This window comes from Nodularia sp. UHCC 0506 (genome assembly GCF_034931045.1).
In the GTDB taxonomy this organism is placed as follows: domain Bacteria; phylum Cyanobacteriota; class Cyanobacteriia; order Cyanobacteriales; family Nostocaceae; genus Nodularia.
On sequence record NZ_JAYGHH010000024.1, the window covers coordinates 13358 to 38846 of the forward strand.

At 38.2% G+C, this 25489-nt stretch carries 20 protein-coding genes and 1 CRISPR repeat array (1 of these 21 only partly in view); of the genes, 12 read left to right on the plus strand and 8 right to left on the minus strand.

The window, feature by feature from the left end; translation table 11 throughout:
- Positions 1–7834: direct repeats of the CRISPR family, unit length 37 nt; unit sequence GTTTCAATCCCTGATAGGGATTATTTGTAATTGCAAT (it extends 4970 nt beyond the left edge of the window).
- A gap of 416 nt (positions 7835–8250) precedes the next feature.
- From VB654_RS14445 to petE, 4 genes are all read left to right on the plus strand, one after another.
- The gene (locus VB654_RS14445; RefSeq protein ID WP_323214468.1) at positions 8251–9162 is read left to right on the plus strand and encodes a sugar ABC transporter permease; all 912 of its coding nucleotides are present in this window, start codon (positions 8251–8253) and stop codon (positions 9160–9162) included.
- Positions 9159–9995, plus strand: a complete 837-nt coding sequence (locus VB654_RS14450) for a carbohydrate ABC transporter permease (protein ID WP_323214469.1) — start codon at positions 9159–9161, stop codon at positions 9993–9995. The genes VB654_RS14445 and VB654_RS14450 overlap by 4 nt, the downstream gene beginning before the upstream one ends.
- A 577-nt stretch (positions 9996–10572) precedes the next feature.
- Entirely contained in the window at positions 10573–11064 is a 492-nt protein-coding gene (psbV, locus tag VB654_RS14455; protein WP_323214470.1) for a photosystem II cytochrome c-550, read from the plus strand.
- Positions 11065–11507: 443 nt separating this feature from the next.
- Positions 11508–11927 carry a plastocyanin gene (gene petE / locus VB654_RS14460; RefSeq protein WP_323214471.1) on the plus strand — a complete coding sequence of 140 codons (420 nt, stop codon included), beginning with the start codon at positions 11508–11510 and terminating at the stop codon, positions 11925–11927.
- Positions 11928–12096: 169 nt separating this feature from the next.
- Here petE and VB654_RS14465 read toward each other — a convergent pair whose 3' ends face one another.
- Complete coding sequence (locus VB654_RS14465) at positions 12097–12477, minus strand: hypothetical protein (protein WP_323214472.1); 381 nt, start codon at positions 12475–12477, stop codon at positions 12097–12099.
- A 97-nt stretch (positions 12478–12574) separates the two neighbouring features.
- Entirely contained in the window at positions 12575–14059 is a 1485-nt protein-coding gene (locus VB654_RS14470) for a CIA30 family protein (RefSeq protein WP_323214473.1), read from the minus strand.
- A gap of 266 nt (positions 14060–14325) precedes the next feature.
- Between VB654_RS14470 and VB654_RS14475 the strand changes: the two genes are divergently transcribed.
- The 4 genes from VB654_RS14475 to VB654_RS14490 all read left to right on the plus strand — a co-directional run bounded on the left by VB654_RS14475 (position 14326) and on the right by VB654_RS14490 (position 18056).
- Positions 14326–14817, plus strand: a complete 492-nt coding sequence (locus VB654_RS14475) for a HugZ family protein (RefSeq protein ID WP_323214474.1) — start codon at positions 14326–14328, stop codon at positions 14815–14817.
- A gap of 7 nt (positions 14818–14824) precedes the next feature.
- Positions 14825–15721 carry an alpha/beta hydrolase gene (locus VB654_RS14480; RefSeq protein ID WP_323214475.1) on the plus strand — a complete coding sequence of 299 codons (897 nt, stop codon included), beginning with the start codon at positions 14825–14827 and terminating at the stop codon, positions 15719–15721.
- A gap of 288 nt (positions 15722–16009) precedes the next feature.
- Entirely contained in the window at positions 16010–17176 is a 1167-nt protein-coding gene (hemH, locus tag VB654_RS14485; RefSeq protein ID WP_323214476.1) for a ferrochelatase, read from the plus strand.
- A 412-nt stretch (positions 17177–17588) separates the two neighbouring features.
- Positions 17589–18056: a hypothetical protein gene (locus tag VB654_RS14490; RefSeq protein WP_323214477.1), complete on the plus strand. Its 468-nt coding sequence runs from the start codon at positions 17589–17591 to the stop codon at positions 18054–18056.
- A 169-nt stretch (positions 18057–18225) separates the two neighbouring features.
- Here the strand turns inward: VB654_RS14490 and purB are convergent, their stop codons facing one another.
- From purB to VB654_RS14510, 4 genes are all read right to left on the minus strand, one after another.
- Complete coding sequence (gene purB / locus VB654_RS14495; protein WP_323214478.1) at positions 18226–19521, minus strand: adenylosuccinate lyase; 1296 nt, start codon at positions 19519–19521, stop codon at positions 18226–18228.
- A gap of 74 nt (positions 19522–19595) precedes the next feature.
- Positions 19596–20618: a YihY/virulence factor BrkB family protein gene (locus VB654_RS14500; RefSeq protein ID WP_323214479.1), complete on the minus strand. Its 1023-nt coding sequence runs from the start codon at positions 20616–20618 to the stop codon at positions 19596–19598.
- A gap of 274 nt (positions 20619–20892) precedes the next feature.
- On the minus strand, positions 20893–21132 hold the full coding sequence (locus VB654_RS14505) for a type II toxin-antitoxin system prevent-host-death family antitoxin (RefSeq protein WP_323214480.1): 240 nt from the start codon (positions 21130–21132) through the stop codon (positions 20893–20895).
- 17 nt (positions 21133–21149) lie between these two features.
- The gene (locus tag VB654_RS14510; RefSeq protein WP_323214481.1) at positions 21150–21485 is read right to left on the minus strand and encodes a XisI protein; all 336 of its coding nucleotides are present in this window, start codon (positions 21483–21485) and stop codon (positions 21150–21152) included.
- Between the two features lie 92 nt (positions 21486–21577).
- Here VB654_RS14510 and VB654_RS14515 point away from each other — a divergent pair, with 92 nt between their 5' ends.
- The 4 genes from VB654_RS14515 to VB654_RS14530 all read left to right on the plus strand — a co-directional run bounded on the left by VB654_RS14515 (position 21578) and on the right by VB654_RS14530 (position 24524).
- Entirely contained in the window at positions 21578–21895 is a 318-nt protein-coding gene (locus tag VB654_RS14515) for a hypothetical protein (RefSeq protein WP_323214482.1), read from the plus strand.
- Positions 21896–21900: 5 nt separating this feature from the next.
- Positions 21901–22323, plus strand: coding sequence for an HNH endonuclease (locus tag VB654_RS14520; protein WP_323214483.1), 423 nt, complete (start codon positions 21901–21903; stop codon positions 22321–22323).
- A 302-nt stretch (positions 22324–22625) separates the two neighbouring features.
- Positions 22626–23300 carry a DUF726 domain-containing protein gene (locus VB654_RS14525; protein ID WP_323214484.1) on the plus strand — a complete coding sequence of 225 codons (675 nt, stop codon included), beginning with the start codon at positions 22626–22628 and terminating at the stop codon, positions 23298–23300.
- 297 nt (positions 23301–23597) lie between these two features.
- Entirely contained in the window at positions 23598–24524 is a 927-nt protein-coding gene (locus VB654_RS14530; protein ID WP_323214485.1) for a hypothetical protein, read from the plus strand.
- A gap of 143 nt (positions 24525–24667) precedes the next feature.
- Here VB654_RS14530 and VB654_RS14535 read toward each other — a convergent pair whose 3' ends face one another.
- The gene (locus VB654_RS14535; protein WP_323214486.1) at positions 24668–24997 is read right to left on the minus strand and encodes a XisI protein; all 330 of its coding nucleotides are present in this window, start codon (positions 24995–24997) and stop codon (positions 24668–24670) included.
- Positions 24985–25401 (minus strand): XisH family protein, encoded by a 417-nt coding sequence (locus VB654_RS14540; RefSeq protein ID WP_323214487.1) that lies wholly within the window; start codon positions 25399–25401, stop codon positions 24985–24987. The genes VB654_RS14535 and VB654_RS14540 overlap by 13 nt, the downstream gene beginning before the upstream one ends.
- Between the last annotated feature and the right edge of the window lie 88 nt (positions 25402–25489).

The following is a 25489-nucleotide window of genomic DNA, read 5'->3' on the forward strand; positions in this document are numbered from 1 at the left end:
TAGAAATTATCAAAGCCCTTAAATCCCAAGTTTCAATCCCTGATAGGGATTATTTGTAATTGCAATGGGACTTAATAATTAACTCCAGAGATATCAATAGCGTTTCAATCCCTGATAGGGATTATTTGTAATTGCAATAGGGGCAAGGAAGTCATTAAGGCACTTTTCAATTGTTTCAATCCCTGATAGGGATTATTTGTAATTGCAATGATTATCCTCCGCCCCGAATAACGGAAGCTTTGTTTCAATCCCTGATAGGGATTATTTGTAATTGCAATTTTTGGGTTCTATCGCAACCCGTTTCAAGAAAGTTTCAATCCCTGATAGGGATTATTTGTAATTGCAATTGATTGCATTCAAGGGCAAACCTCAATAATTTGCGGGTTTCAATCCCTGATAGGGATTATTTGTAATTGCAATTCGATTGACCAATCTAACCATTGGCTCTTATTTCGTTTCAATCCCTGATAGGGATTATTTGTAATTGCAATTTTCCAAAATGTATCACGCGAAACATTAAATTCACGTTTCAATCCCTGATAGGGATTATTTGTAATTGCAATATTCTTCCCGTTCGTGCGGGGGGAGGAAGGTTTTTGTTTCAATCCCTGATAGGGATTATTTGTAATTGCAATAAATGACAGGGGTAAGGTGACTGAATTAGCTATAGTTTCAATCCCTGATAGGGATTATTTGTAATTGCAATGCCCAATTTCTACAATTTTTTCGCAATGGTTGGGCCGTTTCAATCCCTGATAGGGATTATTTGTAATTGCAATTAAAACAAACGTCCTGCCCCGCCTATCACTAAAAGTTTCAATCCCTGATAGGGATTATTTGTAATTGCAATAGTTTGACGCTCGAAAGCAGATGTTTATCTTGCGCGTTTCAATCCCTGATAGGGATTATTTGTAATTGCAATTATAAAGTTTATCTAGTTATAGTGGATGGCATAAGGTTTCAATCCCTGATAGGGATTATTTGTAATTGCAATAAAGAAAGGGTGATTAACAGTTCCCGACTTTTAAGTTTCAATCCCTGATAGGGATTATTTGTAATTGCAATGTTTTGATTTAGCCCGTGAGAATAAACGACCAAAGTTTCAATCCCTGATAGGGATTATTTGTAATTGCAATACTCCAGTTATTACTGCTTATGAAGCGGCTACAGGTTTCAATCCCTGATAGGGATTATTTGTAATTGCAATTTAAATCGAGTAACTCAAACTCTAGAAAATCTTGGGGTTTCAATCCCTGATAGGGATTATTTGTAATTGCAATGCCGCTTTATCAGCTTTAGTGGATGCGCTTGCCGCGTTTCAATCCCTGATAGGGATTATTTGTAATTGCAATAGTGCAAAAAATATTCTGGTTGTCAACTGAAGCGGTTTCAATCCCTGATAGGGATTATTTGTAATTGCAATCTCCGGGGACTACGAGCTTACGCCAATTGTCGTCAGTTTCAATCCCTGATAGGGATTATTTGTAATTGCAATTCCCCCGCCACCCTCTGCGATTAATTCTTGGATGAAATTGTTTCAATCCCTGATAGGGATTATTTGTAATTGCAATGTATTTGAAAAGCTACAGGCGTGGGGACTATCCCCGTTTCAATCCCTGATAGGGATTATTTGTAATTGCAATGGCTTACGATTTGCACTTAGACAAACTAAAATCTGTTTCAATCCCTGATAGGGATTATTTGTAATTGCAATCAAATAAATGCCGGAATAAATGGTTTATCTTCTCGTTTCAATCCCTGATAGGGATTATTTGTAATTGCAATGCGGTAAGCTATAATTCCCTTTAAGAAAGGGTTAGTTTCAATCCCTGATAGGGATTATTTGTAATTGCAATTCTAATAATTACTAATGTCATTTGCTTTTCTTCCTTGTTTCAATCCCTGATAGGGATTATTTGTAATTGCAATGACTTTAAGCGAAAAGTTTGGTTATCAGATGTGGAGTTTCAATCCCTGATAGGGATTATTTGTAATTGCAATTGTTTTTTTCTTTGGCGATCGCACTAATTAAGGCAGTTTCAATCCCTGATAGGGATTATTTGTAATTGCAATGATTACCATTAATATCTCTCTTTCTACTTTCTACCTGTTTCAATCCCTGATAGGGATTATTTGTAATTGCAATGGGAGTTTTAGCTTCCCCAAAGCTGTGCTGATAGGTTTCAATCCCTGATAGGGATTATTTGTAATTGCAATGACAATATATTCTTCATTGTTGCCAACGGTTTTGTGTTTCAATCCCTGATAGGGATTATTTGTAATTGCAATTATTACTACCACGAACTAGATGAAATGGTAGTAGGTTTCAATCCCTGATAGGGATTATTTGTAATTGCAATCTAACCAGGAAATACGGGGAGAAAGGCACTAAAAAAGGTTTCAATCCCTGATAGGGATTATTTGTAATTGCAATCTTTTAGTATTCCAGACCGCTTTGAACTGCTTTATGTTTCAATCCCTGATAGGGATTATTTGTAATTGCAATCTGTCAAACAAGGTTTATACAGTCGTGTATGTCTAACGTTTCAATCCCTGATAGGGATTATTTGTAATTGCAATGTAAGGTTTAGCCGAAGGGTTTAATTCCAGAGTTTCAATCCCTGATAGGGATTATTTGTAATTGCAATTTTTGGAACTGGTGCAAGCCCCACTTTGAGACAGGTTTCAATCCCTGATAGGGATTATTTGTAATTGCAATTCCCCCGCAGAAGGAGATTTATATATTGTCCCGTTTCAATCCCTGATAGGGATTATTTGTAATTGCAATCGAAATATCTCGACGTAGTTTTTTAGACCATGTTTAGGGTTTCAATCCCTGATAGGGATTATTTGTAATTGCAATCTGGAGCAACGGCAATAGCAACCCACCCGTTAAAGTTTCAATCCCTGATAGGGATTATTTGTAATTGCAATTAGATAGCATATAGCAGCTAAATATAAGTAAAAAGTTTCAATCCCTGATAGGGATTATTTGTAATTGCAATTTGAACAATGACAAGAATAGCAATGTATTTGAGGTTTCAATCCCTGATAGGGATTATTTGTAATTGCAATATCTTCCTTATCCCTTAATATTTCTTGAAAAAATGTTTCAATCCCTGATAGGGATTATTTGTAATTGCAATTCAAGTAAGGGCAGTCTCTCCAAATTCAGGGAAGGTTTCAATCCCTGATAGGGATTATTTGTAATTGCAATGTTTGGGATATTCGGAGATCGATAAACAAGCCCTAAAGTTTCAATCCCTGATAGGGATTATTTGTAATTGCAATGAGGGTGTAGTAATCCTCTCCGGTTGCTTGGCTTCTGGTTTCAATCCCTGATAGGGATTATTTGTAATTGCAATCCAATCCCCCAATCAATAAAGCCGTATTCCCAGTCGTTTCAATCCCTGATAGGGATTATTTGTAATTGCAATGAGGTGGTGCAAAACGGCTACTGGGCAGATGGCAGTTTCAATCCCTGATAGGGATTATTTGTAATTGCAATATAACCTAAACCTCGGTGTAATTGTATATTAATTATAGTGTTTCAATCCCTGATAGGGATTATTTGTAATTGCAATTATATAGGTGCGGTAATTTGAATAGACAACATAGAGTTTCAATCCCTGATAGGGATTATTTGTAATTGCAATAAAATTATTCAATCACCTTCCCCGGCTCTGCCGGGTTTCAATCCCTGATAGGGATTATTTGTAATTGCAATAATTGGCGAACTCCCGGACGGTACGGGGATTCAAGAAGAGGTTTCAATCCCTGATAGGGATTATTTGTAATTGCAATCTCCGATCGTGGGTAGGGAGATGTAGTTGTGCTTGTTTCAATCCCTGATAGGGATTATTTGTAATTGCAATGACCAGTTCCCCAGGGCGTGTTCGATCATACCTGGTTTCAATCCCTGATAGGGATTATTTGTAATTGCAATTTAAATAATGATTTTTACTTAGCAATAGCAACTATTAGTTTCAATCCCTGATAGGGATTATTTGTAATTGCAATGTGGCGCAACAACTTACGTGTTGGAGTTGGGTTGGTTTCAATCCCTGATAGGGATTATTTGTAATTGCAATAATCAGGTTCAATCTCTCCTTGATTTACATTCCCAGTTTCAATCCCTGATAGGGATTATTTGTAATTGCAATTACCTTAAGAGGGCTACTGGCTGCTCACACAGTGTTTCAATCCCTGATAGGGATTATTTGTAATTGCAATAAGATTCATGATATTCATATTGCCCTTGTTCAGTTGTTTCAATCCCTGATAGGGATTATTTGTAATTGCAATTTGATGAATTCACCAGAAGAAACGAGGCTTTACTTGTTTCAATCCCTGATAGGGATTATTTGTAATTGCAATATCTTTTTCTTGAATGCTGCTTGCTTCCCACAAGGTTTCAATCCCTGATAGGGATTATTTGTAATTGCAATACAATACCGAATAAACTTGGAAAGCTCAAAATGAGTTTCAATCCCTGATAGGGATTATTTGTAATTGCAATACTGTTAGGAATTATCAAGCGAATTCCAACAGGTCGTTTCAATCCCTGATAGGGATTATTTGTAATTGCAATTTAGCCCATCTCCAATACCCAGCACTCAAAAGCCGTTTCAATCCCTGATAGGGATTATTTGTAATTGCAATTCTTGGGCGGGATTCTATAGCTGGATAGAAAACTGTTTCAATCCCTGATAGGGATTATTTGTAATTGCAATAAGTTTCTACTGGCCTTATCTACCAAGCCGCTTTAGTTTCAATCCCTGATAGGGATTATTTGTAATTGCAATTCCTGCCACTGCTTTTACTTGTGATGAGGATAATGTTTCAATCCCTGATAGGGATTATTTGTAATTGCAATCTAGAAGTCGAAAACCAACAACTTCAACAACGAATCGTTTCAATCCCTGATAGGGATTATTTGTAATTGCAATATATCAAAGTAGGGTTGATAATGTCTTCATAAGTAGTTTCAATCCCTGATAGGGATTATTTGTAATTGCAATAAGAAATCTTCCAGGTCGCTCAAGACTTGAATCTTGTTTCAATCCCTGATAGGGATTATTTGTAATTGCAATAATATCAAAACCACCATTGACAAATCCCAGATCAAGTTTCAATCCCTGATAGGGATTATTTGTAATTGCAATTCTGTAGTATCAAGCACATAAAAAATATAAGCTAGTTTCAATCCCTGATAGGGATTATTTGTAATTGCAATACAACGATTTTTTCAGCGTTGGGTTTAACTTCTTCCAGTTTCAATCCCTGATAGGGATTATTTGTAATTGCAATTATCGGTGTCCCTGCACTGAGTGAAGAAGATTGGGTTTCAATCCCTGATAGGGATTATTTGTAATTGCAATGAAACTCAAAGTCCTTTAAAAATCAAGGTTGATGTTTCAATCCCTGATAGGGATTATTTGTAATTGCAATGATTTGATTGATATTTCCAAAATGTATCACGGGAGTTTCAATCCCTGATAGGGATTATTTGTAATTGCAATTATGCTCTACCCTGCGAAAAGCTTTCAGGGGTTCGTTTCAATCCCTGATAGGGATTATTTGTAATTGCAATTTATTAGAAATCTTCCCAGAATTTAAAGCTTCCCCTGTTTCAATCCCTGATAGGGATTATTTGTAATTGCAATGTCGCTTGGATTGGTAATTCGGTCGTATAATAAGCGTTTCAATCCCTGATAGGGATTATTTGTAATTGCAATTTTGGGGGTCATTGATGCTGTAGAGGCGGATATTGAGTTTCAATCCCTGATAGGGATTATTTGTAATTGCAATGTTTCTATTTGCGCTCTGTTTAAATCGTCAGGTGTTTCAATCCCTGATAGGGATTATTTGTAATTGCAATTGTTGCCGATGGGTCGCTCTTACCCGCACTGGATGGTTTCAATCCCTGATAGGGATTATTTGTAATTGCAATTCACGTTTTCCGTCTGGTAATTTACGTGAGTAAGGTTTCAATCCCTGATAGGGATTATTTGTAATTGCAATGATATAGCCGCTTGTTTCTCCTCCGCCGTGCCATACGTTTCAATCCCTGATAGGGATTATTTGTAATTGCAATTCACCCTAAGCACAGCAGGTTTACAATGGTTAGAAGTTTCAATCCCTGATAGGGATTATTTGTAATTGCAATCTTTTTCACTAGATGATAGTAAAGATGTGTTAGTCAGTTTCAATCCCTGATAGGGATTATTTGTAATTGCAATTTATCAGACAAAGCCAACAAACCGTGTTGATTAGATTGGTTTCAATCCCTGATAGGGATTATTTGTAATTGCAATAGTATTGAAAACAAAAAGCACCTTGAAAGACTAGGTTTCAATCCCTGATAGGGATTATTTGTAATTGCAATTATAGATCCGACGATATCGATTACACAGTAACTCATGTTTCAATCCCTGATAGGGATTATTTGTAATTGCAATTAGCCACTACTTTAAGGTCAGTATCAGTCAAAAAGGTTTCAATCCCTGATAGGGATTATTTGTAATTGCAATCTGGTAGTCGATTTTAGCTTTCCGGTGCAAGTTTTAGGTTTCAATCCCTGATAGGGATTATTTGTAATTGCAATAAGGGGTGGTGATCCTTGATGAAAGCGCTTTTTATGTTTCAATCCCTGATAGGGATTATTTGTAATTGCAATTTCTGTGAAAATTGCGGGGGCAGTCTGGTGGGGTTGTTTCAATCCCTGATAGGGATTATTTGTAATTGCAATAGAAGGTAAGCAGATTAGCACTGTGCAAGTGCTAGTTTCAATCCCTGATAGGGATTATTTGTAATTGCAATACTTAATCACCGACGTGGTGCGAGTGCATGATCAGTTTCAATCCCTGATAGGGATTATTTGTAATTGCAATCTTTAAGAGTGCGATCATATCCCAAGTCTCTATAGTTTCAATCCCTGATAGGGATTATTTGTAATTGCAATCCTGTAGGAACTGCGTAATCTATGCCGTTGTGGGTTTCAATCCCTGATAGGGATTATTTGTAATTGCAATTCCAAAAGACAGGGTTTATTTGGTGGATTTTGTATCAGTTTCAATCCCTGATAGGGATTATTTGTAATTGCAATTTATTTCCCTAAATATTTCCTTGTCGTCTTAGCTAGTTTCAATCCCTGATAGGGATTATTTGTAATTGCAATCAGATTTACTCCTGGAAACATCTTTGCTAATTGATGTTTCAATCCCTGATAGGGATTATTTGTAATTGCAATGTATTCGGAAGGGGTAAGTAAATCCTTAAGCTCTTTATGTTTCAATCCCTGATAGGGATTATTTGTAATTGCAATTTACCTCCATCTTTAGGGATAGGGAGGGAGATAAGTTTCAATCCCTGATAGGGATTATTTGTAATTGCAATTTGTGAGGGCATAGTTCCTTGCAGACTTTCTCCGTTTCAATCCCTGATAGGGATTATTTGTAATTGCAATATTTGGGTAGACAGGTAGTTGAGGCGGGGGTTGATGTTTCAATCCCTGATAGGGATTATTTGTAATTGCAATTTGATTCAGTATAGTGCTTTGGGGATTTTTTAATAAGTTTCAATCCCTGATAGGGATTATTTGTAATTGCAATCTTATCATTTAATATTTATTTTTTATTCTCCGTAGAATTATTGTTTCAATCCCTGATAGGGATTATTTGTAATTGCAATACGTTTTTGCACTAGAAAGAGAAGTCAAGTCTAAGTTTCAATCCCTGATAGGGATTATTTGTAATTGCAATTTTAAAGTGATTTTGGAGGAAATTATAGTGAGTAGTTTCAATCCCTGATAGGGATTATTTGTAATTGCAATCGCCCACATCTGGAAGCATTGATATATTTGGTTTTCAAGGTGCTGTTCCGTCAACCTAAAATGAATATAGCTTTTCAGCGATTGGGTTGTCAAGATAGATATTTTAAAAATAGCTCAAAAGCATTGATAGCAAGGGTTTGGGGGTTTGCATCAACCTCGATTTAGGTGTGAGATGGTTCAAAACCAGATGAGGTAAGGATTTCAGGCGTAAAATTTTCAATGTTCAAAAAAACACCTACTGGTTAACGCTGAATGAACCAAAAATCCCTACTTCCAACCATAGCAAAAACAGCACTTAGATATATTTCTGTGCTTCTGACTCAAGCTACCATCGAAAATTATCCACGAGCGAACTGACAAATCAGCCCTTGCGCGATCGCCACCACCAGATTGAGACTAAACTACAGGGAGGTTCAATGGTGCGGCCAATTCGGAGACGGCGAATCAACCCCAGAGAGAATATTACCGAAACTTTGGCTGGGTATATCTTTATGATGCCCACAATATTGGTTTTGGGATGTTTTGTCATTCTACCCATAGTCTATGCCGTTTTTCTCTCCCTGCACAAAGTCCAACTTCTCGGCGGTATTGACTACGACTTCATCGGCTTTCGCAATTTTACCCGCTTAGTTGAAGATGAACGAGTGGGAATTGCTTTGAGAAATACAGCCGAATATGTCGCCATTGTTGTCCCAACTCAAACCATTTTAGCTTTATTACTGGCAGTAACCCTTAATTCTGGCATTCGGGGGAAAAACTCCTGGCGGATATTATTCTTTTTACCCACAGTCACATCCTCAGCCGTACTGACGCTGATATTTATGTGGATTTATAACACCGATGGACTATTAAATCATGTTCTGGCTTTTCTGGGTTTGCCTACCTATAACTGGTTGGGTGATCCAGCCGTAGCACTCCGAGGCATTATGATTATGAATATTTGGTCAACCGCACCATTTTATATGGTGATTTACTTGGCAGCTTTGCAAGACATCCCCCAAAAACTCTACGAAGCGGCGGAACTAGATGGGGCAAATTGGTGGCAACAGTTTATTTATATTACCATTCCTCTGCTCAAACCTGTGACTTTTTTTGTGGTGGCTATAGGAATTATTGGGACTTTTCAACTTTTCGATCAGTCTTACATTTTCTCTGGTGGTACAGGTGGGCCGAACAACGCCACTTTGACTATGGTACTACTAATTTACCAGGCTGTATTTCGTAATTTACAGATGGGATATGCGGCTGCGATCGCCTTTTTGCTGGCCTTAATAATTATTGCTGTCACCTTGATTCAGCAGCGAATCTTTGGAGGCGAGAAAACATGACCAATACTTCCCGCGTCCCTTGGCTAAAAGTCCTGTTATACTTTGTCTTGACCTTATATGCAATTATCACCTTAATTCCTTTCCTGTGGGCGCTTTCCGCATCATTTAAACCCTTACCAGAAATTATCAGTGGGGAATTAAATTTTTTCCCCCAAAATTTTACTCTTAATAATTACAGACAGATATTTGTGCAAGAACCGTTATTTTGGCGATGGTTTTTTAACAGTGTCTTCATAGCCGTTAGTGTTACCCTCTTAAATTTGCTATTCAATTCAATGGGTGGGTATGCTTTAGCTAGGTTGAATTTTGTTGGTAAACGCTTCTGGTTCTTCTTAATTTTGGCATTACTAGCAGTACCTACACAAATCACCCTCATTCCCACATTCTTGATTTTGAAAGCCATTGGCTGGCTAAATTCCTACCAAGGCATGATTGTTCCTGCTATGGTTAATGCCACCTTCATTTTTATGATGCGGCAATTTTTTGTAAATTTTCCTAAAGAATTAGAAGAAGCGGGTCAATTAGATGGTTTAAATACTTTGGGAATTTTTCGGCATATTGTCTTACCTCTAGCCAAACCCGCCCTCGCAGCACAAGCGGTTTTTGTCTTCATGAGTAGTTGGAATAATTTTTTACTCCCCATCGTCATTTTATTTGATCCAGAGATGTTTACCCTACCCTTGGGCTTAAACAGCTTCAAAGGTCAATATATCAGCTATTGGAACTATATTATGGCTGCTTCGATGATGTTTACCTTACCAGCTTTAGGGATTTATGCCTTTTTTAACCGCTACTTTATTCAAGGTGCAACATTCACTGGAGGCAAAGGCTAAATAGTTAAATGCAAATATTACATAATATTAAGTCTATATTGACGTATTAGCCGTTGATCCCCACCTGAACCGTAACCATATTTTGGGCAACAAATTGCACTCTGAACATGATATTGGTATTACAGTGACTCAATCTCTATCTGTCAGTTAATCACTATGATGGGTTTTGCAAACCTACTGAGCGCAGAGATAGCAGCAGACTACAGTATTTCTGTGGAAAGATGGCTTTCTCGGTGTAACCAACAGCAAAATTGCCAAAAAACGCCAAAAGGCCAATTTGGTAAAGATGCAAAGGCAATTATTTCCCACATATTGTCGGAAACATACCCAAAGGTCACTAGTACCGCTACGCGGAAGTCGAAAATCAAAAGTCAAAAATCAAAAGTCAAAAGGCTTTGATTTGGGAATTTTGAAACTATTGGAAATAGTATGTCTATTTCCGTCGGCCTGTACTAAAAACTCAAAGAGTGAGACCTAAGTCAAGCTAATGGCAAAAAACCAGAGATGTCATTAGCAACATGGAGATTGAGCATCGCTTTATTAGCTGTGTTGAGCGTCAAAAATTTTAAGGGGAATCATGTTTAGAAGACTAATTGGCGTTGTTGTTGCTACCATCTTGCTGACATTTCAGTTGGTTGTCGGTAGCGCGACAGCATTAGAACTGGACGAAGCAATTAGAACAGTGCCATTAAATGACCAGGGTGATACTGTTGTACTCAGCCTTAAACAAGTAAAAGAAGGTAAACGCTTATTTCAATATGCTTGCGCCCAGTGTCATGCTGGCGGTGTTACCAAAACTAACCAAAACGTGGGACTAGAACCAGAATCTTTGGCACTAGCCACACCAAACCGGAATAATATTGAAGGATTGGTGGACTACATGAAAAATCCTACTACCTATGACGGTGAAATTGAAATTTCTGAGTTACACCCCAGCATCAAGAGTGCAGATATTTTCACAGAAATGAGAATTTTCAACGACGAAGACTTAGAGGCTGTAGCTGGTCATATTCTTCTTCAGCCAAAAATAGTTGGTAACAAGTGGGGAGGCGGTAAAATATATTACTAAACTCTAGACAAATAACTAACCTGCTTTTATTACTCTGAAAAAATCAAATATTCGTAGGTTGGGTAGAGGTTTTGGGAAACCCAACGAAACCAGCGATTGTTGGTCTTGGGTTTCCTTTAACTGACTGGAAACTAGTACCCTGGTGGAGTCAAAAGCCTTTATTTGTGGAGAAAAAAGGTTTGCTGTGGGGTTTATGCTAGGGATAACACATAAATTGTCCCTATTTGACGATTTTTAAAGCATCCTCTCAAAATTTAATATTTTACCCATAAATTCTTGAGTGTAATACGGACTAGTAATTTATCCTTAATTGCACAAGTAAAACTGATGATTTAGCCATAATCATTAAAAAAAAATTTTATCTATGACAGATTGTCATATTTTGGTGTTGATTGTATTTAAAATGGTAGAGGTGAAATAGAAACTATAGTTAGGAGAAAGCCATGAAATTGTTTGCTGCCAGCTGGCGACGTTTGACTCTATCGGTGTTAACAGTTCTTTTAGTTGTTAGCAGCTTTGTCGTTTTTACACCCAGCGCTTCAGCTGATACATACAAGATAAAACTGGGTAGTGACAAAGGACTGCTGGCTTTTGAACCCAAAAAATTGACAGTTAAACCAGGTGACACAATTGAGTGGGTGAACAACAAAGTTCCTCCCCATAACGTTGTATTCGACAAGGCGCTAAACCCCGCTAAGAGTGCTGATTTGGCAAAAAGTTTGTCTCACAAGCAACTGCTGATGAGTCCTGGTCAAAAACAAACAACCACAATTCCCGCAGACGCACCTGCTGGTGAATACACCTTCTATTGCGAACCTCACCGTGGTGCTGGTATGATCGGTAAATTAACTGTCGAAGGTTAAAGTTTGCTTTTGTGAGTTTTTCTGTGAATTAGCGAAAACTAGCAAGTTATACCCATAAAATGGGATGAATAGCGGTAATGAGTGTTATTCCCGGCGAGAACGTTGAAAGTTTTTGGCGATATACAAATAAACTTGTTACCGCTAATTTTAATTAACATTACCAAAATCTTCACTCCGTGGAAGCTCCCGGCTGTAAACGTGGGTTTTCTGACATTGATTCTATTTGAGAAACTCTTTTCTCTAATTCCTGAACTTGTTGCTTCAATTCCACCACTAATGTCGCTAAACGCTTCAGCTTTTGTTCTTGTGGTGATACGTTACGTTCAGCATCAGTTGACTGTGGTTGGGTAAGTGATGTTCTGGATGATGGAGATTTACCCATCTGACTTAGCTGGAATTCTACTCTGCTTAAACGCGATTCAATGCGATTGAAATCAGCTTGTAAATTATTAAATCTAGACTCTATTTGCTGTGATGCAACAGGTGGCGATAATAAGCCCAACCAAACGATAATTACCACCACTACAGCTAGAACTAATCTGCGAAACATTTTATTGACTCCTGCGATGGAGGTAGGAGATGGGAAACGATTTTTTACTTTTGATATTTATTTCCCCTGTCCCCTGTCTCTCTACCCCCTTGTTGCTTTATTGATCCGGCTGTAAGTTATAAAATAGCTGCTGCCAATTGATATAATGAGCAATCTTTTCTCCTGCTTTCACTTCTAAGGTGATATTATGAGCATTGGATTGTTGTAGCGATCGCACACACATTTCAGCTACATCATCACGGCTAATTTTGCCCCTAATATTATCGCCTTGTTCAAAGATTAATTCCTTACCACCGGTTTCCTCAGTTAAAGCACAAGGTCTAATAATTGTATAAGGAATTCCACTGGCTCTTAAACTATCTTCACCTTTTAACTTCCAAGTTAAAATTCCTCCCAACTGGTCATTTAATCTTACTGCTGGCGGTTCTTCATCTAAATTAATCCCTGGTCTTCCCGGACGAGTTACCCCGGCTGAACTAACAAGGACAAACTGCGGAAAAGTTTCCCCACCATAAGCCTTAATGGATTCTATTTGTAGAGCAAAATTACCGGGTGAAAACTTAGGATTTAAAGCCCCATCATATTCAAATTTACTCAACATCAGTTGAAATGATGCAACTTTTCCAGCATCAATTGGCGGACAATCTTGTAAAACCTTAGCGCGAAATACAGGAACTAAATCTTTAAAAGGAACGCGAACAGTTATCCAAGTATTATCTACAGTATCAAAGGAATAACTGTAACCCACTCCATCCCATTTTGGATCTGTCCGTAAAAATAGTTTATACCGTTGACCGTCACCTTTGACCCGCAGTTCTACACCTTCGTAAGCGGATAAGTTAAAAGGAGGTTCAAAATTCTTCGTTCTCACCGAAGCAAAGCCACCGGAGTTAGCCGTGGAAACATTACCAGCAAACACAGCCGTATTTTCTAATAATTGCAGATTACTGGCACTGACACCACCCATAACTACATCATCCACCGCACCCCAAACATTTCTTAATTCCGCCGAGGGATTAGTAAAATCAAATATCAGTTTTTCATTAGCTGGAGGGAGATATTTAGCCGCAGCTTCCACCAAATTTTTCACACCTTGATATTCCACATTTTCGGGAGTATCACCGACAATTTCCGGCATATAAAATTTTACACCTTGATTGTATTTAGCTCTATCCGGTGTGTCGCCTTCCACTGGTTGGACACGGACTGAAGTGCAACAAACGACAGCTTGGATATTAGCCATCACCAGAGAATTTAAAGTTTCTGGTTTAGTGATATCCCCAGCTACTAAGTCAATATCATTACCAAGAATTGACCGGGCTTTATCAATATCTCGCACAAGGGCGCGAACTTTCTCACCTCGTTCCACAAGTCGCCTTACAACTCGTTTACCTACGCCACCCGTCGCACCCGCCACCAGTATTACACCCACATTTCTGCCTCCATTGGGTAGATTTTGATTATCATTCGGACGACCTTGAATTAACTGCTGTACCCAGTTAAGCAAAGGAAATACCTCGAAATAGGTCAAGGTATCGATAAACCTACCTAAGTCCCACTGAGAACGATTTTTGTCAGCCACAATCGCGTCCTCATAATTTTTTTTCTGTTACATATATGATAACGAAACCAATTAAGAGGCAGGGGGGCAGGGAGCAGGGAGCAGGGGTGAGATGGAAATTACACTTATACTATCCTCTTTTTTTCCGACTCTGTGTACTCTGCGCCTCTGTGGTATGCGCTACGCGAACGTTATTTCCTAAAACCTACCCAATTGCAAAACCGAATATTCCATCCTTTTGCTCAATCGCGTTAGGATACTCAAGAAATGTTCCTAATCAAACTATTATGAGCAAAATTGAACAAGCTCAAGCTGAGTATGAAACTTTTCCTCAAACTGTTGAGAGTGTAATTATTAGCACGGTTAATCAAGCAGGTATACCCAATACTGGTTATACTCCTTTTGTGATGGATGATGCGAAAAATATTTATATCTACGTTAGTGGTTTAGCAATTCACACTCAAAATATCCATGTTAATCCTCGTGTGAGTGTCTTATTTATTGAGGATGAATCTAAAAGTGAGCAAATTTTTGCCCGTCGGCGGTTGAGTTTTGATTGTACAGCCACTTTGATAGAACGAGAAACTGAGACTTGGAATCAAATTGTTGCTCAATTTAAAGCCCGTTTTGGCGAACTGATTGAAGTTTTTCGGGGTTTACCAGACTTTCGGATTTTTCGGTTAACTCCTAGCGCTGGTCGTTTTGTGATTGGTTTTGGGACAGCTTATGAGATTAGTGGTGAACAACTCGATAAACTGGTTCATATTACAGGCAAATAAATAATTTATGCTTCAGTTTCAACCTCCCGGCTTTGGGCATAAAGTTATTCATACATCTCTAGGGGCGATGGTGTACTATACCCAAACCACTGCCCCTTGGTTAAATGCTGATACAGAAAATTTACCACCTTTACTGTTTCTCCATAACTTCGGCGGTGGGGCTTCTGCGTTTGAATGGTCTAAGGTTTACCCAGCTTTTGCAGCTACGCACCGAATTTTAGCACCAGATTTAATTGGTTGGGGTGAATCGGCTCATCCAGTGCGAGACTATCAAATTAGGGATTATTTGCATACTATTCAGGAGTTTATCACTCAAACTTGCCGCCAACCAGTGACGGTGGTGGCTTCTTCTTTGACAGCTGCTTTGGCTATCCGTATGGCTATTAACCATCCTGATTTATTTCACAGTTTGTATTTAGTCTGTCCCTCTGGGTTTGATGATTTTGGCCAGGGGGCTGGACGCAGAATACCATTGCCAATTATTAATTCGCCCCTAGTGGATAATTTAATTTATGCTCTAGGCGCTGAAAATGAAATTGCTGTGAGAAATTTCTTGCAAAGCTTTCTGTTTGTTCAAGCCGGACGGGTTTCTCAAGAAATTGTGGATGCTTATTTAGTTTCTGCACAACAGCCCAATGCTAAGTTTTCCGCTTTGGCCTTTTTGCGGGGAGACTTGTATTTTGATTTGAGTTTGTACATTCAGCAACTGCAAATTCCCACGGTGATGTTTTGGGGCGAAAAGGCACAATTTACCAGCATCAAGTTAGGACGACGTTTAGCCAATCTGAATATCGGCGCAATTCGTGATTTTTATGCGATCGCAGATACAGGAATATTACCCCATCTCGAAACCCCGGAAGTTGTCATTGGTCTATTGCAACCCTATTTGACAGCTTGTTTGTAACAAAAAATCGCAATATATTACATTTTATTTCTAAAATGTTGAAAATTACCTATCTTGATAATTGCTACAAAAATAGTCTAAAATTGAGGGAGATGAATTAAGTTTTAAGCATTGTAACGGCAATTGTTGAACTAGGTAGCGCTGAAGCGCAACTACGAACTGGTAAGACCAATCTCTTAAGATTGTTGACATTTCGTGTTTGCTGACTATAAAGCTTTATATTTAATAAAGATAATATATTGTTAACATTAGTAAAAAACCTGAAAAGATTGGGGGAAAATAAGTGCTATGAGTCGTGTAGGCGTTTTATTACTCAATCTCGGTGGCCCCGATAAGCTAGAGGATGTTGGGCCTTTTTTGTATAACCTATTTTCCGACCCAGAAATTATTCGCCTACCGTTTCGCTGGCTGCAAAAGCCTCTAGCTTGGTTTATTGCCTCACGGCGAACTACAACATCTCAAGCGAATTATAAGCAAATTGGCGGCGGTTCTCCACTACGGCGAATCACCGAGGAACAAGGACAAGCCCTGAAACAACATTTGGGTAATTTGGGTCAAGAAGTGGATATCTATGTGGGAATGCGTTATTGGCATCCTTACACAGAAGAAGCGATCGCACAAATTGCTGCTGATAATATCGAACACCTGGTAATTTTACCACTGTACCCACAGTTTTCCATTAGTACTAGTGGTTCTAGCTTTCGGCTGTTAGAAAAAATTTGGCGAGAACAGCCAGAACTTCAGCCTCTTGACTATACTGTGATTCCTTCCTGGTATAAAGAACCAAGCTATCTGCAAGCTATGGCGGAACTCATAGCCCAAGAACTCGACCAATGTCCCAACCCTGATGAAGCTCATATATTTTTCAGCGCTCACGGCGTTCCTAAAAGCTACGTTGAAGAAGCCGGGGACCCCTATGAGCAAGAAATTGAAGAATGTACTGCATTAATTATGCAGACTCTCAATCGACCCAATCTTTACACCCTAGCTTATCAAAGTCGTGTTGGCCCTGTAGAATGGCTACAGCCTTATACTGAAGATGCACTCAAACAACTGGGTGCAGAAGGGGTGAAAGATTTAGTTGTTGTACCTATCAGTTTTGTCTCCGAACACATTGAGACTCTACAAGAAATTGATATTGAATATCGGGAAATAGCCGAAGAGTCAGGAATTCACAACTTCCGTCGCGCCTCTGCGCCTAATACTCACCCAGTATTTATTAAAGCACTGGCAGACTTGGTAATTGATGCCCTAAATAACCCCAGTTTCAAACTTTCCCAAGCTGCACAAATGAAAAAAAGGGTGAAAATGTACCCCCAAGAAAACTGGGAATGGGGTATGACTACTAGCGCTGAAGTCTGGAACGGTCGGATTGCAATGCTGGGCTTTATTGCTTTAGTGATTGAGATAGTTACTGGTCATGGTTTTCTGCACATGATTGGTCTTTTGCAGTAAATTTAAAATCCAATAGCAATTATCAAATTGGTGGGGACGCGAGACTTTGCGCCCCTATTTTATTAAACAGCAAAGTGCTGAGTGCTGAGTGCTGAGTGCTGAGTTTTGAGTAGAAACGAAATAGGGGCGGGTATGGCTACGCCACGCAAGCTATGACAGATATGCTCAATTACCAATAATAATTTTAATCAACCCGCTCCTACATCAAGGCTTTCAGTAATCAACAATATCCTGATTTCCTTGGCGGTTGCTACATAACATATTTCATCTAAATTAGGTATACAAGGGCGAGTATATTTGTCCTCCCCACAGGATTTCTTTAAATATCCCATTAGTGAGACGTAATCTATTTTTAACCTTTGTAACGTGAAATTCAAGAGGTTTTCAGATTACTTATTACCCAAATCCATTTATGATGAAGAAATTGATTTGCTTATCGACTTTAAGTTTAGCGATCGCCACAATGGGTCTGCCTGCCATAGCTCAAGGGCAACAAATCCAGTATGATGAAAGCGCCCCTCGCATTAGCAGCACAACTGGTTTACCTAATCGGCATTATATCAGCTTGTATACTGGGGAACAGCCTTTATCTAGCATTACAATTCGTCCCTCAGAATTTATGGATCTTGGTGAAAATATTCAAGTCACCGATGAAGCAGGTGAAACGATTGCAGCAGAGGTTTCTAAAGAAGAAGACAGAGTTAAAATCAGTTTTGCTCAACCAGTCGCTTCTGGAACTACCTTAGAAATTGCCATGATGGATTTAGGATTTACGCCTCCCATGCCTGCTGGTAAAGTTTTCCACTATCAAGTTTCTGGTGATCACGTAGGCTTGATGCGAGAGATTCCCTATGGTCTAGCACGAGTTCAGGTATTTTAATTTTAGTCCAAAGGGGAGATCAGGAAGAAAAATTTTGGTATAAGCCCAACGTCTTCTCCCCTGCTCCCTGCTCCCTGCCCCCTGCTCCCTGCTCCCTGCTCCCTGCTCCCTGCTCCCTGCCCCCTGCTCCCTGCTCCCCTGCCTCTTCTCCCCTGCCTCTTCTCCCTGCCTAAATACCTAGTCGTTGGTAAACTTGATCTAAATGACGCAGATGTTGCTGTGGGTCAAAACAGGCGGCAATTTCTGTTGGAGACAACTTTTGAGTTACACGTGGGTTTTGAGTAATTAAGGCGTGGAAGTCTCCTTCTGGCTTATTCCAAGCAGTATGAGCGCTTTCTTGAACAATGGCATAAGCTTCTTCTCGGTTCATTCCCTTGTCTATTAAAGCCAGGAGAACTTTTTGGCTAAACACTACACCGCCGTAGCAGTTCAGGTTCCGCGCCATGTTTTCCGGGTACACCAGCAAGTTTTTCACCAATGCGGTAATTTCTACCAGCATAAAATGAGTCAAAATACAAGCATCTGGCAAAATTACTCGTTCTACAGAACTATGAGAAATGTCCCGTTCATGCCATAAAGCCACGTTTTCCAGGGCTGCACCGGCATGACTTCTGACCAACCTAGCCATTCCCGTCAACCGTTCTGAACGGATGGGATTGCGCTTGTGGGGCATGGCTGATGAGCCTTTTTGACCTTTGGCGAAAAATTCTTCTACTTCTAAAACGTCTGTTCTTTGGAGATTCCGAATTTCTACAGCAAAGCGTTCAATGGATGCGGCGACTAAGGCTAATTGTTGCACGTAGTCGGCATGGCGATCGCGCGAAATTACTTGAGTCGAGGCCGTATCAGGTTTGAGTCCCAGTTTTTCACAAGCGATCGCTTCAACTCGTGGTTCAATATTGGCATAGGTTCCCACAGCCCCGGAAATTTTCCCCACAGCGATGGTTTCCCGGAGAACTTTCAGCCTTTCTTGATGGCGCAACACCTCAGCTAACCATCCAGCTAACTTAAATCCAAAAGTCATCGGTTCAGCGTGAATACCGTGCGAACGGCCAGTCATGACTGTATAACGATGTTCTCGCGCCTTGAGGCGAATTACCTGAATCAACTCTTCCAGGTATTGGGATATGAGATCCAGACTAGCAACTAATTGCAGTCCTAAAGCAGTATCTAGTACATCCGAGCTAGTTAAACCCAGATGAATATAACGCCCAGCATCACCCACATATTCATTGACATTGGTTAAAAAGGCAATGACATCATGACGGACTTCAGCTTCAATTTCCAATACACGCTTCGGGTCAAAATTCGCCTTAGCTTTAATTTCTTCAACTGCCTGAGCAGGGATATAACCCAGTTCAGCTTGGGCTTCACAAACTGCAATTTCCACCTGAAGCCAGGTTTTTAATTTGTAAGTTTCAGTCCACAGGTTGCCCATTTCGGGCAGAGTATAACGCTCAATCAACGTTCGCGGCAGAATACAACTGTCATATTCTACAGTTTAATTAACCCATCCATAACTATCAGTTAGGCATAAATTCAATAGTGGCGATTTCGGCGGCGGCGTTTTAAGCGCTTGGGATGCCTAAAGTAGTGGAGAATACGATTAATTAAGCGAGCGGATTGCTTTTTTCTCACAGCATTTCGCGTACTATTATGGATTACCCCTCCCTCCACAGGAGTTTGAGCAGTGCGTGGGATAGCGTTTTTAGTTGGGGTGATGTCTGTACCGTATCTTCTAGCATAAACCTGGGTAAACTCTGCACCAAAAAACAGAATTTGGGCAGCATAGTAAACCCAAGCGATGATTACCACCAGTGAACCAGCCGCACCATAAGCTGAACCCAAAGTACTCCTACCGATATACTGTCCTAACAAAAACTTACCAATCACAAATAAGAAAGACGTAAGCAATGCACCAATTAAAACATCACTCCAAGTAATTCTGACATCTGGTAAAACTTTAAAAATTAGGGCAAAAATAACTGTAGTAATGGCGAAAGAAAGCATAAAATTGAGCATCTGCCAGATGGAAGCAATACCTGGTAAGACATGGCTAAAATAAGTTATCAGTGCTGATAATCCGGCACTAATGACTAAGGAAACGAGAAGTAAAAAGCCAATGCCTAAAATCATGGTGAATGATAAGAAGCGTTGGCGAATTATGGTTATGATGCCACGTCCAGGTTTGGCTTTGACATCCCAAATGGTGTTAAGGGAGTCTTGTAACTCCGCAAATACACCAGTAGCACCTATGAGTAAAATTACAACACTCAGAATAGAGGCAATGGTTCCAGCTTGGGGTCTGCTGGCATTTTTAATGGCTATTTCTAGGAATTGTGCGCCATCTCTGCCGACTAAACCCTCAATTTGACGAACAATTTCACCTCTGGCGGCTTCTTCTCCAAATGCTGCGCCTGCGATCGCAATTACAATAATTAGTAAAGGTGCAATAGAAAATATTGTGTAATAAGCTAATGCTGCGGCTAACCGTGAGGCTTTATCTTCACTCCATTGTTTAAAAGTTTCTGGGAATAGCGTCCAAATCGCCTGTAACTTCATGAAATCAGTCTCCTTATACTAGGAAGTTGCTTCCTTCCTGCTATATTTGATACTGGTTTATGAGTTGGCTACATCTTCCTAAAGGTGTTTTTGCCCTATTCGTGAGACAGAATTTATATCTCTGGGAAAGAATGTAGAATGGAAAGCCGCTACGGGTCATCTTACTTAAAAATAGCTGTAACTATGAAAACAAAAACAAAGGCTATCTATGCTTAATCAGTTCACCGAATTATTGGTAATTTTTGACCGCCACTAACAAACAATAAAAAATATTTCATTTACCCTCAAAACTATTCAAAATATCTTCAGATAAGGGACTATCAAAATCATCTGGGACAATGAAATCTCCAGCACATAAGCCATAAGGCCTCATTGGTTGAGTAATAGGGGAAACTGGTTTAATTTCTGCAATAGGTTTACCAGCTTGGGTGATAATAATGCTTTGTCCTGCTGCTACTTGGTGAAGATAGCTGGTTAGATTTTCCTGAATTTCATCAATGGTTACAGTTAGCATGAGATGATTTTAAAGTTTTAAGTTACTGCGAATTCAGTATACTGCCTGATATCTGCTGGTTGGAAGGCGAGAACAATATGATGTTTAGGAATACCAGCGTTAACCAGTTCGTTGGCTATTCCGTATTCTGTACCGTCTCTTTGAATCCAGATTTTGTCGTTGATAATGTCAAGATGAACTAAGCAACCATGTACCCGTTGATTATTTTCCCAGCCTAGCGTTAGTAGTAGGTAATGGTTGAGAGTTTGGTCAATAATTAGTTGTCTTTCTAGTTCCCCGTAAGCGTAGGGGAGTTGGGCGTATTCGGTTAATATTTTTTGAATGATTTGGCGATAATTATCTAAGGTATCCATTGTAGCACCACTTCTTTTTTTGAGTCAAAGACAAGTAAACAAAGACGTTGATTTTCTAATATACTAAAAAATAAGTAATTCTAACAAAAGTTATGAGTACCCAAACTAATTCGCCTCCTGGTGTTGATTATGCACCCCTGGAATTGCAAGGGGAATTAATCGCTATGCAGCAATTAATGATTGAGGAATTATTACCTATTGCTCAAAGTAAAATTCCTGAAAGTCAACAGGAATTACATTTACAGCTTTTAGAAAAAAATCAAAATAATCAATTAAATGAATCAGATAGGTTGTTATTGAAGTCGCTGCGAGTGAGTGCTGATTATTTAATGTTGAAAAAAGCCTATGCTTATGCACTTTTACAGTGGAAAGGCTATTCTCTGCCAGATTTTGAGCAATTAGTAGATTAATATCAGTGTCATCCATCCCTAAATCTATTCGTCAACAAGTCATTAATGAGGCTGGATATAGATGTGAATATTGCCGCACATCTAGCCGTTTAATAGGTATGCCTTTAGTTATGGATCATATTTTGCCTAGTTCATTAGGTGGAAGTGATGAGCGAGAAAATTTATCTGCTTCCTGTTATCGCTGTAATGAATTTAAAGGGGCAAAAACAAAGGCTAATGATCCTGTAACTAATGAATCTGTATCTTTGTTTAATCCTCGTCAACAAAGATGGTTAGAGCATTTTCAGTGGGCAAATGGTGGTACTCATATTATTGGTATAACTGCTTGTGGAAGAGCAACGGTTCTCGTTTTAAGGTTAAATAATGAAGATATTGTACAAGCTAGGGCAATTTGGATTAGTTTAAATTGGCATCCTCCTAATGATTAATGACGCTGAGATTTTTGGGTTTTATTTAGAAGCCCTGGCGATTAGAAATCGCGGCTATACAAACGAAGTCCACCTGCGTGGACTAAGAAACAAGATTTTGAACCCGCGCAGGCGGGTTTTGTCTGTGTAGCCGCGATTTCCATTTGCCGGGTGTTTAAATATTTTTTATCTCGCGCAAAGCGCAAAGGAAGAACCAGAAAGATGGTTCATTAAATGAGGTATATTTATTATGTTTAGACCTGATATGAAAATCATATTTTAGGGAATACTAATTATAAAGATTACTTCTCAGGTTTTTATCAATGGAACACCCCGAACTGCGGCTTCTGTCGCGTCCCGCAGGAAGTTCAAAAGCGTTGATTTTTATAGATGGTTATTTAAGTGAAAATAAAGTTAGGGACAATACTTTAATATCTGCCTTAAGTATTGTTGGTTGGCGACATTCGGTATATCAATTATGGTGGGATTCTGGTCTTAAAGCAAGTTCGCTTATGGGGTTAGGTATTGGTCATTGGCATAAAACTAAGGCTCGTGCTGAAAGAGTTGGAAGAGACTATTTATCTGATATTATTGATAATCAAGTTCCTGAAAAAAATATCTGTATCATTGCTCATTCTTTAGGTGCGCGTGTTATTTACTATTGCATGGATGCTTGGTCAGAAAATCGACATTTTTTACAAGATGTGATTCTTCTTGCTGGTGCTGTTCGTAGGGATAGTAGTAAAGATTGGGGATATGTAGCTTCCAAAGTTAGAGGAAGTTTGATAAACGTGTATAACGATGATGACCCAGATTTAAAAAAGCTTTTTAAATTAGCTGAATTTGGCAATAATGCTTGTGGACGTAAACCAATCAAAGAGTACCACTTAAAAATCATAAATTTAGATGCTACATCTTATTTAGGTAAAGTTCATAGTCTGACGCAATCCCTGAAATATTTACCTGAGTTAATTAAAAATGGTTTATGGGATATCTGAGAAACTGCTAAAGTTACAAGCATTGTAACATCAGAGTATATTGCTTTTTGACACTTAATTTACACCCTTTACTTACTCTGTTACACTAAATACATCAATAAAATCATCTTAATTTACAGAATAAAAAACTATGAATTTTCCAACTAATCAATCAAGTAGGGAGAAAAATTTAGATGAATTAAAAAATGTAATATATAATAAAGATAAAAAATTGTCATTCCTAATGAATACAGAGATACAGGAGTAATTGAATTAACAAATAAACAACACGAAAAATTAGGAACTTTTTGGAAAAAATTGATTTCATTATATGAAGAAGATAAGTTTATAATTTTGTTTAGAGGACAAAATAAACAAACATTAGAAGAAGTATTATCTGGTTCTTTTCAAAATGAAGCAGGTAAATTACTTTGTAAAATATTTTATTTTGGTGAGAAAGCAAAACATTTCTTTAAATACGACAATAATGCAGAAGATAGTTATTTAAGAACGGTTGATGATACCTCAGATGCTACATTCCACTTTATATTTGACGAAATTAATAAAATTTTAACTGATCAAAATTATGGAGGAGGTAAGCGGGAAATAAAAGCTAAAGCTGAGTTTAAATTAAGTAATACAGAATTTACAAATTTTTTTAGTAATGATAACAAAGAAAAATTTATAAATATAATCAATAATATTAAAAATAATCAAGAAACTGAGCGTGAAAGAATTAGAGATTACTATTTATTTATTTTGCATAATTTCGGAAGACATTTCAAAGAAAAATCAATTTTTGTATCAACTACTGAAGACAAAGCTGAAGCAGATGAATACGCACAAGGAAGAAAACCATGTGAGCCAAATAAAAAATCTGTAGTATTTTTATATATTGTTCCTAGACCTTTATATAAACATTGCATAAATGCTGAGATATCACAAGAATTTCATCAACATTATCAAAAGCAAGGATTGCCTATTTATTCTAGAGAAATACATAAACAGAAAGAAGTAGCGATAAAAGGTACCTTATTTCCTCAATATATCCTCGGCCTATATGATTTAGAATCAGAAAATTTTATTATCAATCCATACATCTTCAAAAAAAATAGTTTACAAAATTTCAACATATTACAAGGTTTATATATTAATCAAAATAAATTCCGAGAGAGAATTAAGGAAACGAATTTAAAAGTATATGTTATAAAAACAAATGATATGTACAGAAACGAGTCTATATGAGAATGTTATTACTTTTTTAGCCGCTTCTTTCTTACTTCGCGCTCTTTGTGCCTTCGTGGTTCGTTCAATAAATCAATAACAAAAAAAGGATCAGACCAAAAGACTACCCCTCAAAAATCAACTAATCATCAAATTACCAAAATCTAAACTGAAGCAAAATCAGTAAACTGTCTCATATAAGGTGGCTTAAAACCTAAAATAATATCCGTTTTTGGTACTCCCAAATCTACCAACTCACTAGCTACTCCTTCCTCAGTAAAATCTCTCTGAATCCAAATTTTTCCATCTCTAATATCTATATGAATAATTGTCCCATAAGCTCTTTCGTTATTTTCCCATCCTACATGAACGACTAAATAACTATTTCTTTCACAATCAAAAATCAACTCTTTCTCTGTTCCTTTGGAAGCATGATATTCTGTATGTCTTGCTAATACAGTTTTTACCAATTCAGGATAATTCATTCTTTCCATAAAACAATCTCCTGTTTAATAGCTTCAAATATCAGTAATTTTAATTGATGTTCAGCAATGATTTCTTGAATAAATGGGATGAGAAAAAACTCTTTGTATATTTCATTACCAATTGCCAGATATAAAATGCGGTCGGGTTCTTTTTTTCTTAAAACAGAACGGTAATTAAGTGTTTGTCCTAAAGCTGTATGAAATTCACTAACATCAGATGGACCTAAAAAAGATTTTATTTCAACCGCTATTTTTTGTCCTTCTTTTTCCGCTCCTAACAGTCTTTCTGCTGCTAAATCAATCCGAAAGTCAAGACTATCTACTGTAAATGATAAAGGATCATCAGTAATTAACCAACCATCTTTCTCTAAAGCTAACCTGACGGCATTGTGAAAAAAATCTTTTGCTGACATACAAACTCACAATAACACCCTCTCCTCTATTCTATTAGATCCTCTCTCTGCGCCTCTGTGTCTCTGCGGTTCGTTAAAAAAAAGGGAT

Excerpts from the sequence above, each read along its gene's own strand:
- VB654_RS14515 (WP_323214482.1), top strand. The coding sequence starts at position 21,578 with ATGAGTACCCAAACTAATTCGCCTCCTGGTGTTGATTATGCACCCCTG.
- VB654_RS14535 (WP_323214486.1), bottom strand. The coding sequence starts at position 24,997 with ATGGAAAGAATGAATTATCCTGAATTGGTAAAAACTGTATTAGCAAGA.
- VB654_RS14500 (WP_323214479.1), bottom strand. The coding sequence starts at position 20,618 with ATGAAGTTACAGGCGATTTGGACGCTATTCCCAGAAACTTTTAAACAA.
- VB654_RS14490 (WP_323214477.1), top strand. The coding sequence starts at position 17,589 with ATGATGAAGAAATTGATTTGCTTATCGACTTTAAGTTTAGCGATCGCC.
- VB654_RS14480 (WP_323214475.1), top strand. The coding sequence starts at position 14,825 with ATGCTTCAGTTTCAACCTCCCGGCTTTGGGCATAAAGTTATTCATACA.
- VB654_RS14475 (WP_323214474.1), top strand. The coding sequence starts at position 14,326 with ATGAGCAAAATTGAACAAGCTCAAGCTGAGTATGAAACTTTTCCTCAA.
- VB654_RS14445 (WP_323214468.1), top strand. The coding sequence starts at position 8,251 with ATGGTGCGGCCAATTCGGAGACGGCGAATCAACCCCAGAGAGAATATT.
- VB654_RS14525 (WP_323214484.1), top strand. The coding sequence starts at position 22,626 with ATGGAACACCCCGAACTGCGGCTTCTGTCGCGTCCCGCAGGAAGTTCA.
- VB654_RS14450 (WP_323214469.1), top strand. The coding sequence starts at position 9,159 with ATGACCAATACTTCCCGCGTCCCTTGGCTAAAAGTCCTGTTATACTTT.
- VB654_RS14465 (WP_323214472.1), bottom strand. The coding sequence starts at position 12,477 with ATGTTTCGCAGATTAGTTCTAGCTGTAGTGGTGGTAATTATCGTTTGG.
- petE (WP_323214471.1), top strand. The coding sequence starts at position 11,508 with ATGAAATTGTTTGCTGCCAGCTGGCGACGTTTGACTCTATCGGTGTTA.
- hemH (WP_323214476.1), top strand. The coding sequence starts at position 16,010 with ATGAGTCGTGTAGGCGTTTTATTACTCAATCTCGGTGGCCCCGATAAG.
- VB654_RS14540 (WP_323214487.1), bottom strand. The coding sequence starts at position 25,401 with ATGTCAGCAAAAGATTTTTTTCACAATGCCGTCAGGTTAGCTTTAGAG.
- VB654_RS14510 (WP_323214481.1), bottom strand. The coding sequence starts at position 21,485 with ATGGATACCTTAGATAATTATCGCCAAATCATTCAAAAAATATTAACC.
- psbV (WP_323214470.1), top strand. The coding sequence starts at position 10,573 with ATGTTTAGAAGACTAATTGGCGTTGTTGTTGCTACCATCTTGCTGACA.
- VB654_RS14505 (WP_323214480.1), bottom strand. The coding sequence starts at position 21,132 with ATGCTAACTGTAACCATTGATGAAATTCAGGAAAATCTAACCAGCTAT.